The organism is Clostridioides sp. GD02367 (assembly GCF_045900275.1).
Classification (GTDB): domain Bacteria; phylum Bacillota; class Clostridia; order Peptostreptococcales; family Peptostreptococcaceae; genus Clostridioides; species Clostridioides difficile_A.
Genome location: NZ_JBJODK010000009.1, coordinates 109,318 through 125,760, shown reverse-complemented (window position 1 = coordinate 125,760; position 16,443 = coordinate 109,318). Strand labels below are relative to the sequence as shown.

At 28.8% G+C, this 16,443-nt stretch carries 19 protein-coding genes; 3 read left to right on the top strand and 16 right to left on the bottom strand.

What is annotated here, in order from left to right; genetic code table 11:
• Window positions 1–64: 64 nt before the first annotated feature.
• From Q3223_RS13360 to Q3223_RS13290, 15 genes are all read right to left on the bottom strand, one after another.
• Entirely contained in the window at window positions 65–745 is a 681-nt protein-coding gene (locus tag Q3223_RS13360; RefSeq protein ID WP_223195706.1) for a GntR family transcriptional regulator, read from the bottom strand.
• Complete coding sequence (ispE, locus tag Q3223_RS13355) at window positions 729–1,619, bottom strand: 4-(cytidine 5'-diphospho)-2-C-methyl-D-erythritol kinase (protein WP_054271998.1); 891 nt, start codon at window positions 1,617–1,619, stop codon at window positions 729–731. The genes Q3223_RS13360 and ispE overlap by 17 nt, the downstream gene beginning before the upstream one ends.
• A 117-nt stretch (window positions 1,620–1,736) precedes the next feature.
• The gene (locus Q3223_RS13350) at window positions 1,737–3,287 is read right to left on the bottom strand and encodes an SPOCS domain-containing protein (RefSeq protein WP_054271999.1); all 1,551 of its coding nucleotides are present in this window, start codon (window positions 3,285–3,287) and stop codon (window positions 1,737–1,739) included.
• 92 nt (window positions 3,288–3,379) lie between these two features.
• Entirely contained in the window at window positions 3,380–3,646 is a 267-nt protein-coding gene (locus Q3223_RS13345; protein ID WP_009892135.1) for a Veg family protein, read from the bottom strand.
• Window positions 3,647–3,793: 147 nt separating this feature from the next.
• The gene (yabG, locus tag Q3223_RS13340; protein ID WP_021386497.1) at window positions 3,794–4,654 is read right to left on the bottom strand and encodes a sporulation peptidase YabG; all 861 of its coding nucleotides are present in this window, start codon (window positions 4,652–4,654) and stop codon (window positions 3,794–3,796) included.
• Between the two features lie 83 nt (window positions 4,655–4,737).
• Window positions 4,738–5,676, bottom strand: a complete 939-nt coding sequence (locus Q3223_RS13335; protein ID WP_407812088.1) for a dipeptidase — start codon at window positions 5,674–5,676, stop codon at window positions 4,738–4,740.
• Window positions 5,677–5,785: 109 nt separating this feature from the next.
• Entirely contained in the window at window positions 5,786–5,947 is a 162-nt protein-coding gene (locus Q3223_RS13330) for a hypothetical protein (RefSeq protein ID WP_054272001.1), read from the bottom strand.
• Between the two features lie 9 nt (window positions 5,948–5,956).
• Window positions 5,957–6,454, bottom strand: coding sequence for an SEC-C metal-binding domain-containing protein (locus tag Q3223_RS13325; RefSeq protein ID WP_054272002.1), 498 nt, complete (start codon window positions 6,452–6,454; stop codon window positions 5,957–5,959).
• A gap of 115 nt (window positions 6,455–6,569) precedes the next feature.
• Entirely contained in the window at window positions 6,570–7,280 is a 711-nt protein-coding gene (locus tag Q3223_RS13320) for a UPF0489 family protein (protein ID WP_407812087.1), read from the bottom strand.
• A gap of 144 nt (window positions 7,281–7,424) precedes the next feature.
• A complete protein-coding gene (locus tag Q3223_RS13315; protein ID WP_054272004.1) occupies window positions 7,425–7,955 on the bottom strand; it encodes a hypothetical protein in 531 nt (176 codons plus the stop codon).
• Between the two features lie 16 nt (window positions 7,956–7,971).
• Window positions 7,972–8,202 carry a hypothetical protein gene (locus tag Q3223_RS13310; RefSeq protein WP_074178777.1) on the bottom strand — a complete coding sequence of 77 codons (231 nt, stop codon included), beginning with the start codon at window positions 8,200–8,202 and terminating at the stop codon, window positions 7,972–7,974.
• A gap of 14 nt (window positions 8,203–8,216) precedes the next feature.
• The gene (locus Q3223_RS13305; RefSeq protein ID WP_054277784.1) at window positions 8,217–9,611 is read right to left on the bottom strand and encodes a sodium:solute symporter family protein; all 1,395 of its coding nucleotides are present in this window, start codon (window positions 9,609–9,611) and stop codon (window positions 8,217–8,219) included.
• Window positions 9,612–9,738: 127 nt separating this feature from the next.
• Window positions 9,739–10,992, bottom strand: a complete 1,254-nt coding sequence (locus tag Q3223_RS13300; protein ID WP_054272007.1) for a nitrate/nitrite transporter — start codon at window positions 10,990–10,992, stop codon at window positions 9,739–9,741.
• 49 nt (window positions 10,993–11,041) lie between these two features.
• Window positions 11,042–12,196 carry a PLP-dependent aspartate aminotransferase family protein gene (locus Q3223_RS13295; protein ID WP_054277785.1) on the bottom strand — a complete coding sequence of 385 codons (1,155 nt, stop codon included), beginning with the start codon at window positions 12,194–12,196 and terminating at the stop codon, window positions 11,042–11,044.
• Between the two features lie 564 nt (window positions 12,197–12,760).
• Window positions 12,761–13,330: a recombinase family protein gene (locus Q3223_RS13290; RefSeq protein WP_074178786.1), complete on the bottom strand. Its 570-nt coding sequence runs from the start codon at window positions 13,328–13,330 to the stop codon at window positions 12,761–12,763.
• 202 nt (window positions 13,331–13,532) lie between these two features.
• On the opposite strand from Q3223_RS13290, the gene Q3223_RS13285 reads away from it, so the two are divergent.
• Window positions 13,533–13,760 carry a single-stranded DNA-binding protein gene (locus tag Q3223_RS13285; RefSeq protein WP_054272009.1) on the top strand — a complete coding sequence of 76 codons (228 nt, stop codon included), beginning with the start codon at window positions 13,533–13,535 and terminating at the stop codon, window positions 13,758–13,760.
• Between the two features lie 219 nt (window positions 13,761–13,979).
• On the opposite strand, the gene Q3223_RS13280 is transcribed toward Q3223_RS13285, so the two are convergent.
• Window positions 13,980–14,723, bottom strand: a complete 744-nt coding sequence (locus Q3223_RS13280) for a DUF3298 and DUF4163 domain-containing protein (RefSeq protein ID WP_074178776.1) — start codon at window positions 14,721–14,723, stop codon at window positions 13,980–13,982.
• 168 nt (window positions 14,724–14,891) lie between these two features.
• Here Q3223_RS13280 and Q3223_RS13275 point away from each other — a divergent pair, with 168 nt between their 5' ends.
• Window positions 14,892–15,764, top strand: coding sequence for a class I SAM-dependent methyltransferase (locus tag Q3223_RS13275; RefSeq protein ID WP_054272011.1), 873 nt, complete (start codon window positions 14,892–14,894; stop codon window positions 15,762–15,764).
• Window positions 15,764–16,429, top strand: a complete 666-nt coding sequence (locus tag Q3223_RS13270; RefSeq protein ID WP_074178775.1) for an RluA family pseudouridine synthase — start codon at window positions 15,764–15,766, stop codon at window positions 16,427–16,429. The genes Q3223_RS13275 and Q3223_RS13270 overlap by 1 nt, the downstream gene beginning before the upstream one ends.
• The last annotated feature ends 14 nt before the right edge of the window (window positions 16,430–16,443 follow it).

Here is a 16,443-nt window from a genome sequence, read left to right as displayed (position 1 = left end):
TAATAAAAAAAGCTATTTTAAAATGATTATAATCATTTTAAAATAGCTTTTTTTACTTTATATTTTATAAGTCTTTATTAATCATAGCTTTATCTATCATAAACTGTTCTGCTTTTTCTATATGTTCAGTAGCATATTGCTTAGATAATTCACTATCTCCTTTAATTATAGCATCAAGTAAATATCTATGTTCTTCAACGATATTGTGCGATGTGTCATAATCAGACATGTAAGTAACTCTAAACCTATATACTTGTTCCCATAGTGAGTTTATCAATTGGATTAATTTTTTATTGTTTGTTGCTTTAAATATACATTCATGAAATTCTACATCAAGTCTTAATAATGAATCTACATCACATTCTAAAGTGCTTTTTTTAAAGTCTTCTGATATATCTTTAAGTTTTTTGATATCTTCATCACTGATTCTTTCAGCTGCAAGATATGCTGCTAAACCTTCCAAACTCGCTCTTACTTCTAATACATCCATAATATCTTTTAATGACATATTTGCTACATAAGCACCTTTTCTAGGCAACATAACAACTAAACCTTCTAATTCAAGCTTTCTTATTGCCTCTCTTACTGGAGTTCTACTTACTCCTAATTGTTCTGCTAGTTGTACTTCCATTAGCCTTTGACCAGGCTTTAATTTTCCTTCTAAGATTGCTTCTCTTAAATTCTCAAAAACTACATCTCTCAATGGCTTGTAATTATCCAAGTTCAGTTTAGTTAAATTCTCCACAAATTTCAACCCCTTTTTGACTGCTATTAACAACATATACCTGTTTATATTTTTTTAATAATTCTTTTTTTCCAATTAGAGCATCTTCTTTACTTTCAAATAGTCCAAAAACTGTAGGACCACTTCCACTCATCATAGAACCTAAAGCATTATTTTTCATCATGACTTGCTTTATATTATCTATTTCTTTATGTTTACTTATAGTAACATTTTCAAGAACATTTACCATATTTTCTGATAAAGCTTTTATGTCTTCAGACTTTAAACACTCTATCAAATATTTATTATTTGGTCTTTTTTTAATATTATTCAAATCTAAACCTTGATAAACTTCCTTAGTAGAAACAAATAAATCTGGTTTGCATATCAATATATTTATATCACATGGCAAACCTTTGATATTAGTTAGCTCTTCTCCAACTCCTTGAGCTAAAGCAGGTTGTCCTGATATACAAAATGGAACATCTGCTCCTAAATTAAATCCTATGTCTTTTAATTCATCTTCAGATAATTCAAGCTTCCATAATTGATTTAGACCTACTAATACCGCAGCTGCATTAGAACTTCCTCCAGCCATTCCTGCTGCTACAGGGATATTTTTTTCTATGAATATTTCTACACCTTTTTTTATATCAAATTTATTCTTAAGTATTTTGGCGGCTTTATAAACAATATTATCTTCATCTAAAGGAATATCTAAACTAGTGCTTTTTACCTTTATTTCATCTTCATTTAATCCTTTTACTTTTACTATATCGTATAAATCTATCGTTTGCATTATCATTTCAACAAAATGATAACCATCTTGCCTTTTTCCTAAGACATCAATGGATAAATTTATTTTTGCCTTACTTTTTAGTTTTATAAAATCCATTCTATCCTCCTTGTTTAAAGAATAATGCATCACTAACAATAATATTATACTACAAAAAATAAAATAATAGGGTATTATAATACCCTATTATACTTAATTACTTTAAATTTTTTAATATTAATCTACTAATACGACTTTTTTTTCTAAAATAAGACACTTGCCAGGCTTAATTGGTTCATCCAGTTTTATATCATTAAGCTCTGCAATTTCATTTTCTGTTGTATTGTATTTTTTTGCGATATTCCAGAAAGTATCGCCCTCTTTACATATATATACAATTATACTAGGAGCTTTAGACAAGTCATATACACCTTGGTCTTCACCTTTGATTATAAAGTTTTCTGCCTTCTTGTCTAGTGCCTCAGTAAATCGCTTAATTTTTATAACTAAATCTATTTGATCTCTATTTAAATCAACTTCAATTTTATCAATACATGCTGTATTAAACACAGATGCTGTATCAGTTAAGTTATCCATCTCTATATCATGTTCAAATGGAATTTCTTCACTGATTTTATAAACTAATTTTAGACCCTCAACTGGAACAAATAAAATCTCAACTTTTATAATCCCTTGTATAATACTTTTATTTTCTTCAATATAACTATTTTCTATAGACATAGTTGGACAAACGCTTACAATATCTTTTATTTGTATATCATCATTATCATTTCTTATGCCTTCTCTAACCATAAATGTCTCTTCGCTATTTCTTAGAGTCTTGTTTAATTGAATAGGCTTATGATCAAATTTTATTATTTTTTGAGGAGAATATGCATCTTGCAATACCTCTCTTGTCACTTCATCTGTAACTTTTACTTTACAAGAAGCCATACAATCTATTTCTAGAAGACCTGTATTACTTTCACTATTTTGTTTGAAGATATGATTGAAGTCTGACATAGACAACAAGACTTCTTCAATCATGCCATCACTAACTCCAGGCACCTCTACAAATTGAGTAAACTCAATACCTACTCTATCTAACTCTACAAGTTCACCCTCATATGTACAAGCTAATGGATTTATTTCCAATACTCCACCAATGATAACCTTATTATCAGTCACTCTACTTTCTTTTACTCTAATAGATGGATTTAAACTTATTATAGACTGAATTTCTTCTGTATTTATAGTTATAGTATCTCTTATAGAACTTTCTGCTTTTTCTATTCCAACTATATCTTGGAAACAAATTTCTTTTCTATGTTTCTGTATCCCCTCTACTTGTGATACATCTTTTACTATATCTAATCTTTGCTTTTCAAATAAACTTCCTCTTATATTCATAAGAGCTCCTACTTTGATTTTTCTCTCATTCATTATAGTACAATCCATATGCTCTACTTCTGAGAATAACATATATTCCATATCTTGAACAACATTATCTTTCTCTATAACTTCGTTTATATCTACTTTTCCATCTACATTAGAAATAGTATTTTTATCATCTGCAATATAAATTACATTATAATTAAAACTTCCTCTACAAAGTATCTTCCCATCTGCCATTTCAATTTTTTTAAGTGATATGTATCCTTCTGTCTTTACGATTTCATATACATCTAATTTTTTGTCTGGTACTACCGCCTCCGCCTCAATAAATGTTTGAAATTTCCCGAAGTCTATTCTATTGTCAATCTTTATTACATCTTTAATTAATTCCATAGTTTACCTCCTTAAGTATTATAAAAGTATCACACTATATTTATATTTAAGGAGCAAAAAAAAAATTACACCTATTTTTAATAGGTATAATTTTAACTTATCTGTAATTTATCTTGATCTCTAAAAACTTGCAATTTTACATTAGATGTTAATAAATCTGAGTAACTATAAGATACCCTAGGATATCCATTACTTTCATCATCTAATTTTATAACGAACACGCTTGGATAAACTTTTTCTAGTATACCCTCTTTTGTAATAATCTGCTTTCTTCCTTTATTAGCTTTCAACAATATTTTCTTTCCTATATGTCTCTCTAAGCTTACTCTTATCTTATCTAGAGTTTGAACAGTAGCCACAATATCACCTTCTTTAACGTTTATATGTTTACATAATATCACATATAAACATTTTTGTCAAATGTTTAAACTAATTATTTTATATATTTTTTGCAAAAATGTCAATACTATTTTTAAAGATATACAGTATAATTATTCTATTTTTTTTTAATGTAATATTGTTTTTGGCATTGCCCATCTAAATTTGCCTCTTGTTTCAGAGCCACCAATCCCCTTAACACCTGTAATAGTCTGCTCTATAACCTCATCAATAGGCACTACTACATCGATTCTTGAACAAGCAATTTTCTCCACTACAAAAACTGGGTCTAAAGCATGTATCATTATTCTTCCAGGTGAACTTGCATAATTTGCTCCTGCACTTATTATTTTTTCATAATTTGATTGGCATGCTCCTGCAAATATAACAAGATTATCCAAATTTGGTTGCCATTTACGTGCTTCTTTTACTGTTTTCATAAAGTTCAGAGAGTTTCTATAGTTACTCATATCTTCTATATCGCCTCTTTTTATTGTCATTGCATCATGACCTGTTATTACTAGTATATCCGGATTATATTTTTCTAGCAGTGCTCTTACTTCTTTATATTGATTTTGTTCTGAAACTGCCACTCCTACAGCAGGTATTCCAAGTTGAGCATATACATCCAAACAAATTTTTAAATATTCTTTATCTCCATCTATCTGTAATACTTTTCCAGGCATTCCATATGTGTTAGGATTTAATTGAAGTTTTGGAACTGCTCTTGTCATTCTTTTCTGTCTTTCTTTAGCTTTTCTTACTGACTTATATAATAAATTTTCTACATTTTTATCTATTAATATATCTTTTATATCAGGTGCTTTTACTAATTCTAAATCATCAATATAAGCATCTGCTATTACTCTAAATGCAATTCCCTTTAGTATAGCTATTTTTTCATTATTTTCATCTACACCAAAAGAGACTATTTTAAATACTATATCTTTGTTATGTGACTTTCTAGCTACAATGTCTCCTACCTTCATAGTTAAACCTCCAATAAATTTTTATCTTAGTTTATACTATGTTCGATATAAAACTTTGTTTCCTAATGTCAAAAAAACATTTCTTATAATACTTCTTTTATCACTCTTAAAGCATTTTTATAGTATATCTTTTCTATATCATCTTCACTAAACCCTTCTTTTTTTAGAGGTTCATATAATTTACCCATCTGAGATATATCCTCAATCTCAACCTTTGAATCTATTCCATCAAAATCTGAGCCTAGAGCTACAACATCTATTCCTCCAACATTTACAATATGTTTTATATGTCTTACCATATCTTCAAGCTTACTTTCGCTTTTATCACTTAAAAATAAATGGAAAAAGTTTATACCTGTAACTCCACCTTTATTTGCCAATACTCTAATCATATCATCAGTTAGATTTCTAGAATGATTCATCATTGCTCTTGAATTAGAATGTGTAGCAATTATTGGTTTAGAAGAAATCTTAGCAATTTCATAAAATCCACCATCTGAAATATGCGAAACATCCACTAACATTCCCAATTCATTCATTTTATGTACTACTTCTCTTCCAAAATCAGTGAGACCTTTTTCTCTATACCCTACTTTATTATGAGGAAAACTTAATTCATTCACATGATTCCAACTTATTGTCATCATTCTAACCCCTAAATTGTAAAATTTCTTTAAATTCTCTATCTTACCTTCAAGTACTGCTCCCTCCTCAATAGATAAAAGTGAAGTAAGTTTTCCTTCTGATTGATTTTTCATAATCTCTTCATAATTAGTAGCTAAAGCTATTACATCACTATTTTTTTTCATTTCCTCATGAAATTTATTTGCCATGCTCATACAATAATCAAAAGGATGCTTTACTTCTTCGGTATCAACAAAAAGAGCAAATGTTTGAGCTAACGAATCCCCTTTTTTCAATCTGTCTATATCAACAGAATACTTGTTAGACTTAAGTTCACTTGTTTCTACATTTTCCATTAGCTTTGCTATAGTATCACAATGTAAATCAATAAATTTCATATTTATACCCCCTGTATATTTTATATTTATATCCAAAAATAGAAATAGTTGTCCTTATAGACAACTATTGACAACTATTTTTTAATATTCTTTTTTATATTACTTAATCTTATTCCTCTTTTAAGTTGGGTATTACTCTTTTAACTTCTTCAATTTGATGCCATGTTTTATCTATATCATTTTCACTAATATATTTTTTTAAATCAGTTAAAGATGTAAAATCTTTAACTGATAAATTGTCATCATCGTCTGCAAATCTTAAAATAAACATAAGACTACCTTACTTCCCACAACATTTCTTATATTTTTTACCACTTCCACATGGGCATGAATCATTTCTTCCTATTTTTGCTTCTTTAACTACTGTTTTAGATTTTTTGTACGCTTTTATTATTTCTTTTCTTTGTTCTGCTGGTAATATTTCTTCCCAACCTTGTAAATTATATAGCCAATGAGCTTCAACAGTCACCATATTGTTATATAATTTTTCCCAATCTATTTTTATAGAAACCTCTTTATCAGCTTCTACATCTTCTAGAACTATATCTTCTTTTAGACTTTCACTGATTCCATCTATGAATCCCATGAAAAATTCATTAGTAGTTCCAAATTTTTCAGCCAATTCACTTACTTTACCTTCAACAACATCCATTTTATTGTTTAATATTTCATTGTATATTCCAGCTTCAATTTTTAAATATTCTTCCCAGAATTTTACCTCTGCTTCTTGATTTTCATGATTATCGCTTAAATTTCTCCATTCAGTATATAAACTCATACTTTTTTCCTCCTAAGTAAATCTATATTTTTATAGTTTTTATAGTATAAAATCTTTTGGTTAGATTGTAAGTTTCTTCTTTTTGATTATACCATATTCTATTTAAAGTTAACTCTTATATTATATCATAATTAAACAATTCTTTTAATACTTTTATAGCATACTCTTGGTTTATAAAGTAAGGGCTTGTGGCAATTGTTATGACTTTAGCTTTTTTAATTAAGTTTTTTATCTTATCCAGTTTGAAATCAAACGGTATATAATCCATATCACTTGAAAATATATCCAAATCTATATCGAGAACAAACTCTGGCTCTATATCTAAATCAAATCCATATAAACTATCTATTATTATTAATTCCGAGAATATTTTATGTTGCAATGCTGGTTTTATAAAGCTTCCTACATTTAAAACCTCATTTGTATACCTAAATACATCTTCTATATTGTTTATATCTACATCGTAGTTCTCAGGTTCTCTAGTATCCTTATGTTGGTCTACATGTACTAACTTGCATCCTCTTGTAAATTCATCGTTCATCATAGATTTTAACCAAAAATAAAATGCATGATTATGATTATCAAATACATATATTTTTTTATTTCCCAGGACATATTCGACCATATTCTCCAATCCTATTACTTTTATTTCTTCATTTTCATCTACTTCATTAAAAACTACTTTATTACCCAACTTTACATCATCTAATGTGCCACTTATAAGTTTTGGTACATATATACTCTTAATATCTCTTTTATCATATGAAAATACATTATTTCCCATTGGCTTTTCTATATAAAATCCATTGTATTCATAATTTTGCATAAGACTTAATTTCCTCCATTTTTATAATCTGTAAAACTTAAAATGCACTTATTGCAAATCATATTATCTACTATAGAAGACATCTTATACAACTAAATATAACATCTTCCCTTAATATGTATTATACAATAAGTGCAAAATATTTTACATTCCTATAACAAAGCCATCAGCTTCAATTGGGAGATAACTAACTCTTGTATTCAATTCGACTTTTCCAAAAAATACTACCCAGTATGGCCTAAAAATACTTTCGATTTTAACTATTTCAATCTCTGGAATTCCTCCCATAAACCTATGAGTTAACCTCATAGCCATCTTATTTGCCTTTGCTCTTACTCTTCTTTCATCTTTATCACTATATTGTACAATATTACAATCTACGTTTTTAACCATTTCACACACTGGCAACTCTTGCACTATACTACCAGCACCAGTAGAACCATTCACCAAAATTTTCAATTCATTTATATTATTAGAATGCTTTTTCTTCATAAAAATAGATTTATTTTTATGAATTTTAAGCGTAACAATTTTAAACTCTATATAGTGAAGTCTAACTTCATGAGTATCCTTATTCTTTAATATCAATTTGCTAATTAAAGAGTTTTTTCCACTTTTAGCTATATCTATAGCTTTATCTTTTGTAATTTTTATAGGTAACGCTCTTATATCCATAAAATCATTCTCTTTCTTATTTTTTTCTTGTCATTTTTAGAACTCTATATATGTAATCAAAAAATATTATAACTACAACTGTCATAACTCCATATGGAATTATCTTGCCAACTATAATATCATTTCTAGTCACTATACCATAAAATATAAATCCTGTTATTAAAAAGTACAATAATACTAGAAAACCATCTATCCCAAGCCATTTTATTTCTAAATCTTTTTTTACCTTAGACACTAATTTAGACATAGCAGTTTCTCCTTTTATAGATTATTTTGTGTATTTAAATTCTTACCTATTCTATTTCCAATCATCCATGCAATAAATGAAAGAGGTATAGCCACTACAAGAGGCTCTAACTCAAAGCTTTGAACTGGGAATATTTTAAAGTAACCAAAAGTCACTCCTCCTACAATCATTCCTAAAATACCACCCATAGATGTTCTTCTTCCACTTCCAAGAAGTCCACCTACTATAGGTACAAATGCAGAGCCCATCCAAATACTTCCTACAAATATACATGCATCATATACATTTTCAAATCTAAACGCTACACTAAGTCCCATAACTGCTGCTAAACATACACCTATCCTAGTAAATTTTACTAATTGTTTCTGAGATAACTCCTTTTTAGTAATTCTTCCATATATATCATTGGCTAATGTAGCTCCTGCTGCTAGATAATAACTATCTAATGTTGATACTATAGAACCTAAAATTCCTATTATGAATATTACTCTTATTCCTTGTGGCAATGTCTCCAAAACTAAAGTTATATACCCAGCGGCTGGTGCCATCTCTGGATAAGTAGCTCTTACTATAAGACCTGTCATAGTTAAAACCATATCAAAACATATCCATAGTGAGAAACAAGTTAATAAGGCTCTTCTACCAACTTTAGGAGAGTCTGCTGCCGAAAATCTCTGATAAAAAGTTGGGTCTGAATAAGCTCCAAAAGAATATACAATTAGCATCAGTGCTTTCATCGCTGACATTCCTTTTGTAGGATGCATAAGCTGAGGCGCGTCTTTAAGTGCTTCTGTAAGCCCTTGGAAACCTCCTATTTGTTCAAATTGACCTGGCATAACCATAGTTAGACCAAATACCATGCAGAAAAATAATACCATATCTGTAATGGCAACTCCCATAAGTCCACCAAGTACTGTAAGTACAACGACTACAACTACCATTATTAGGCCTATCAATTCTTTATCTATTCCCCAAGCTACATTACCTATAGTTCCCATAGCTGTTATTTCTCCAAGTTGTGCACAATATATAAACATTAAGATTGCACCAATTATAGCAACATGTTTCCCATAAAAACTTTCTAATAAATCAGGAACTGTTATATTGGTTCTTATGTGGATTCTTGGTCCAACCCATAATGCTAAAGGCATTCTTCCAATATGTGCAGCTATTGACCAAACTGCCCAAGCAGATATTCCATATATAGCCGCATACTCCACACTACCTACTGTACCAACTCCCCCATACCATGAGGCAACTAAAGTACCTACTATCAATGACCATGGTAAACTTCGATTTCCTAGGTAATAGCTCTCCATATCTTTTACATTTCTAGAAAAATAATAACCTATCCCTAATAATATAAATGCAAATATAACTATAATTCCATTTTCCCACAATGTTAACATATCTAATCTCCACGTTCTTATATTTTAATTTTCCTTCTTTAATATTTAAATATGAACAACTCTACCCATTTTCATAAAAAATAGGTAGAGTTATATAATAATTATAAGTATTTAATCAATCTTGTTATTAAGCAATCTTGTTATTCAAATTCTTATTTTCTTTTTTATTTATTTTATTTAGAGCATAAGTAGCAAATATACCTATAACTGCACACACTACAGATAAAATGAATATATAAGTATATCCTGTTTGTCCATATTTGTCTAACCAATTACCTGCTACAGTGTAATAAAATGCGTCTGGAGAAAATCCTATAAATGAAGCAAATCCAACTACAGCTCCTGTAGTTTCTAAAGATATATTAGATTCTGAAACAGATGCAAAGTATATACCTCTAAATCCAAATAAGATTACACTTAGTATTATCATATTTATTACAGCTATCCATATAAATCCTGCTCCTTTAGGAATTACCAAGTAAGCAGCTGTACTTACTGTCATTAGTATAAATCCTACAAACATTACTCTTATAGATGAACCAACTTTATCTGTTATGACACCAGCAATAGGAGATGCTCCCATTTTTATAACATAAGTTCTAATTATTGATAGAGCTGAAACTAGAGTCATTGGCATTACATAAACTTCTGATAAATATGGGCTTAAATAAGTTAAACTTGAGAATACTAGATAAGTTGAAAATATTATAAGACCAATTAACCAAGCTTTTGGCATTGTAACTACTTTTAATAATGACTTAATACTTAGACCTTCATCTGATGCTCCAGTATCTTTTTTCTCTTCTACTAAGAAAAATAAAAGTATACCACATATTATAGATGCTGCAGAATATAACCATACTACATATTTGAATCCTATTGTTATTTCGGCAAATTTACCAAAGAAGTAAAGACCTATAAAAGAAATTAATGTACCTGATACACCTGATAATCCTTCATAAAAACCAAATATTCTACCTTGCTCTGATTCACTTCCTTGCATTCTAACAATTTTAACAGATGCTGAGAAGAAAGTTAATATTGTTGTGAATCCCCATAATACAAATATTAAAAGTATCATACTATATGATGGGAATGTTGAAAAATAAAACCCTAATAACCCTGAAGTGATTAAAGAAAAAGTTATCAGCTTTCTAACTGAGAATCTATCCGCAAACCATCCTCCTATAAAATAAGATACCATTCCTACTAATCCGTATAAACTCAATAAGTTCCCTATTTGTGTATGACTCAATGCTAAAGCTTGTTGCATTGGGTCATAAAATGATGATTTCATATATGGTAAACTATACATAGCTGTTGTTCCAAATGCCAATATGAATATTATTAGAAATCTTTTAACATTACTTTTGTTCTCCATTGATTTTCTCTCCTTAAAATTTTTTATTTATAAATTTATGCATGTAATTTTATTTTAATTTTTCGATTGCTTGTTTAAAATCATTTATTATGTCATTTGAAGATTCTAATCCTACAGCTATTCTTATTAGATTCTCTCCATTCATTTGAACTAATGTATGCTCTTCTCCTAAACTTGTTGCTATTGTTGCAAGTTCTAAAGAGTTCATTAATCTTCTACTAGCTTGGTCTCTTGTCAAACCATTGATACCATCTTTTAGTTTAAATGAGACTACTCCTCCACCTAAACCGTTCATCTGAGTTTTACAAAGTTCATATTGAGGATGAGATTTTAGTGCTGGATATTTTACTAATTCTACACTTTCTTCCTGCTCTAAAAACTCTGCTACTGCTAATCCATTTTCACAGTGCTTTTTCATTCTCATATCTAACGTTTTCATACCTCTTAGAATCATCCATGCACTCATTGGTGGTAAAGATGCTCCTGTAAAACAACATAAACTTGGCCATCTAACTAAATCTATTAATTCTTTTGAACCTGCTACTGATCCTCCTAAAGTATCTCCATGTCCATTTATAAATTTAGTAAGACTATGTATTACTAAGTCTGCACCTAGATCTATTGGTCTTTGTATAATTGGTGTACCAAAAGTACTGTCAACTATAGCTAAACTCTTATTTTCATGAGCAATTTCTGCTATTGCTTTTATATCTACTAAATCTAAAGATGGATTTAAAGGACTTTCTATATAAACTATCTTAGTGTTTGGTTTCATTGCATCTTTTATATTTTGTGGATTTACTGCATCTACAAATGTAACTTCCACTCCAAATTTAGATAATAATTCAGACATAAATAATTTAGTGTGTGAAAATATACCATCTGAACTAACTATATGGTCTCCACTTTTTACTAATGCTAAGATAGTAGATGTTATTGCTCCCATGCCTGATGTACTAGATATAGCACTTTCTGCATTTTCAAGCATAGCTAATTTAGTCTCTAACTCTGTAAGTGTAGGATTACATTCTCTCGTATATACATATCCCCATGTCATGCATAACTCTTCAAAATGCTCTACTGTTTTTGCTGCAAATGTTGCTGTTTGACATATTGGTGTAGCTAATGCCCCTGTCGTTGGGTCTGCACTATGTCCCCAATGTATTATTTTTGTCTCCAAATCTTGATTAATATTATTGCTCATTTTAATTCCCTCCTGGTTTGACTTATTTATACAACGTTTTCCCTGCCAAATTTCACCAATTTGACTTAATCTTAATACAAATTTTTTAAGTATACTTTTATATTTGTTATAATTTCTAAAAATCTGACATTTATTTTGTCTTTTTACAGTTCTAATTATAAACTCTATAGTAACTATAGAGTCAATATGTTTTTGATATTTTTTTTACAATGTTTAAAATATTTAGCACAAAAATAGGTATACCTTAGAATAACTAATGTCACTCTAAGATATACCTATTTTTATATTGTATTTTAAATAATTACATAAATCATTAATTTTTTATGTAACACATAAATTTTTAAAGATTTATTACCTCTTTATAGATATACTACAGTTAAATATTTTAATATTACTTAATATTTTTAATCAGTCATACCCTGATAATAAAATTATATAATATAAAAAATAACTTACAAAAACTTTAAGAATCTTTTATGCATTACAGCTGAAAATAAGATTAGTTAGAAGTATAAATATCTTTAGTTTATTTATACCTCTAATTTTTCATAAATTACACCTCTATTATATTGATTTCTTTGCACGAATAAGTGTACTTTTAGAGATGCCAGTCATCTTCACAACCTCTCTATATGGCTTAGAGTTTAATAAACCTAATGCATATTGTATCTGTTGATTACTGTATTTCTTTGGTCTACCATCTTTAAAATCCTTTTTCTTTCTAGCAAATTCTTTACCTAATTGAGTACGCTCTATTATCATATTTCTTTCAAGCTCTGCAACTGCAAGCAACGTAGTTAGAAAGAATTTTCCCATTGAAGTATTTTCTAAGAGTCCTATGTTTAAAATGTGAACACTCACTTCTTTAGCAAACAATCCCTCTATTAATTGTATTCCTTCTGATGTACTCCTAGCTAGTCTATCTAATTTAGTTGCAACAAGTAAATCGCCCTTTTTTAAAGATGATATAACTTTTTCAAACTTAGGTCTATTTGTAGTAGTACCTGTATAAGTTTCTTTTATTATCTTAGCATCATTATATTTACTCAATATTTCCTGTTGTTGCTGATACAGACTATTGTTATCTGTTTGATTTTTTGTGCTTACACGACAATATCCATATATAATAATAATCACTTCCTAACATAAAGATTTAGTACAGAAGTTGCCTAGAGGCTTGTATCTAATCATCTTTATCCATTTTACTAAAATGGTTTTTTGGTGTCAATACTGTTAACTTTTGACACCATAATAATTCCTTTATAATTTGTTTGACTCTGTCAAAATTTACCAATATAATGAAATTAATGAGTTTATACAAATTGGAGGAAATAATATGAATAGTCTGTTAAAAGAAGCAATAGATGAATTAAAAAACATCAATTGTGGAGAAGTTTTTTTATTAAAAGAATTGTTCAAAGGCTATGAATGGAACAGGTTGGAGATGAATATCAGATTAAAATTAGGAAAGCTCTTTTTATATGAGGTGGTAAGTAATCCCAATTTGGATGTAGAGGTCATCAATAAAAACTCTGCTTATCAGCAAATGTATAAAAAAAAATAGTGACTTAAATGTATATAATAATATAAACCTCTTGTGGATTCAAAAGTTAAAACTTTTAATACAAAACAATCGTGATATTTTAAATATTTATCAATATGTCTAAATTTATATAATTAACACATATAAATAGTACAGTTTAAATCACATTATTTAAGATAGATAAATCTTAACCCTACTCCAGTATAAATACTAAAATAGGGCTCAGAATTATCTATATTTTTATACTATAAAATGTTTCGATTTTCCTCTTGATTGAACATATATATCTGGAGAAATACAATAGAAACGTGAATTTATAAAATTGCCGAAATCAGAAAATTTCATCTCAAACTTAGGTATCCCGAAGCTTTCAGGTGCTATTTCATCGACTCCAAAATAGATAACGATTCCATCATCTGTAAGATAAAAAGCTTGGTCTTCAGGTATAACCAATTCTACATTAGAATAATACATATTTCTATTTTCATTTATTTGAGACTTTATATAGTCAGTTATTATATTTATATAATCAGTCCCATCTCTAAAAATATCACCAATTAAAAGTTCTTTTCCAGTTGTCAAATCTATGTTGTAATTATTCAATGTATTATATTTAGGTCCAGCATTATTAGCAAATCCCATAAGGCTTAATATCATACTTAGTACATAATTTTTATTAAAAGTAACTGCATAACTAGTTGATACCCAGTAACTTTGTTTTGGAAGTGAATTTTGAGAAGCTGCATTATTATACTCTTGTTCTTCTTCCTTTAAGCCATTTTTAAAATTGTTTACAGTCATTCTTACAGCGTTGTTTATATTATTTAAAATAGCTGGATTTACGAAAGTAGATTGATTTCTGATATTGTATATAATCGGATACTTTACATCATAAGAAAAATACTTACTTCTTTCAAAGTCTTCATTAAATTGCACATATAATATATTATATGTACAAGTATTTGTAGATTGATTATTTTCCATTAAAATCCTCCCCCTTTTATTAAAAAAATCAGATACAATATAATATGCTTAAAACAGTAATAATGTTAATAGTAAATGTAAAGAATAGAAAGTATCTAAAACAGCAAAAAATGACTAATTTTGTGGTATAATACATAGGATTGAGAGTTATTTTATAGGAGGAAAGATATGTTATTATTAGCAGATAAATGGAAAGATTATGAACTTATAGATATGGGAAATGGAGAAAAATTAGAACGTTGGGGTAATTATGTACTTAGAAGGCCAGACCCACAAGTTGTATGGCCAATGGAATCTGAATGGGCATTATGGAAAAACCCTCATGGACATTATCATAGAAGTAATAAAGGTGGGGGGCAATGGGAACACAAAAAAAGATACCCTGAACAATGGACTATAAATTATAAAAATTTAAAGTTTCACATTAAACCAACTGGATTTAAACATACTGGATTATTTCCAGAACAAGCAGCCAATTGGGATTGGATGATAGACAAAATAAAGAAAGCTGACAGACCTATAAAAGTATTAAATCTATTTGCATATACAGGTGGGGCTACAGTAGCTTGTGCATCTGCTGGTGCAGAAGTATGCCATGTTGACGCAGCAAAAGGTATGGTTAATTGGGCAAAAGAAAACATAGAGTTATCTGGTCTTAAAAATCAAACAGTAAGATTTATAGTGGATGATGTTGTAAAGTTTGTTGAAAGAGAAATAAGAAGAGGGAAAAAATATGATGCGATAATAATGGACCCACCTTCTTATGGAAGAGGTCCTAAAGGAGAAGTATGGCAAATAGAAGAAAAATTATATAGTTTTGTAGACTTATGTATGGGAGTTTTATCAGATGACCCATTATTTTTCTTGATTAATTCTTATACAACAGGCTTTTCTTCAATAGTTCTTGAAAATGTACTATCTACAACAATAGGCAAAAAAGCAAATGCAGGAGATATATATGGTGGAGAATTAGGAATACCAGCTTCTAGAGATGGTAAGATACTTCCTTGTGGTATATTTGGAAGATGGGAGAAAAAGTAATGATAAGAGTCATATATGAAGATAACCATTTACTCGTTGTAGAAAAACCAGTTAATATATTATCTCAAGGAGATGATACTAATGATAAAGATATGGTAAATCTTTTAAAAGACTATGTAAAAAAAAAGTATAACAAACCTGGAAATGTATATATTGGTTTAATACATAGATTAGATAGACCAGTAGGTGGAGTTATGGTTTTTGCAAAGACATCAAAAGCAGCATCAAGATTGTCTGAACAAGTAAGAAATAAGACCTTTAATAAAACTTATCTAGCTATTATACATGGCAATATGAAATCTGGTAAAGATACATTAAAAGATTTTTTATATAAGAATAAAAAGACTAATATGGTAACTGTAGTGAAAAAAAATCATAAAGATGCCAAAGAAGCTGAACTTGACTATAAGATATTAAACTTTAAAGAAAACCTAAGCTTGGTTCAAGTAAACTTGAAAACTGGTCGTTCTCATCAAATAAGAGTTCAATTTTCAAGCAGAAAACATCCATTATATGGAGACCAAAGGTATGGTAAAGAAATAAATAAAGTTGGACAACAAATAGCTCTTTGGTCTAATAAAATAGAACTCTACCATCCTACTACAAAAGAAAAAATGGAATTTACATGTAATACACCTGATAAATATCCATGGAATATATTTTAAATCTCAAATGAGGT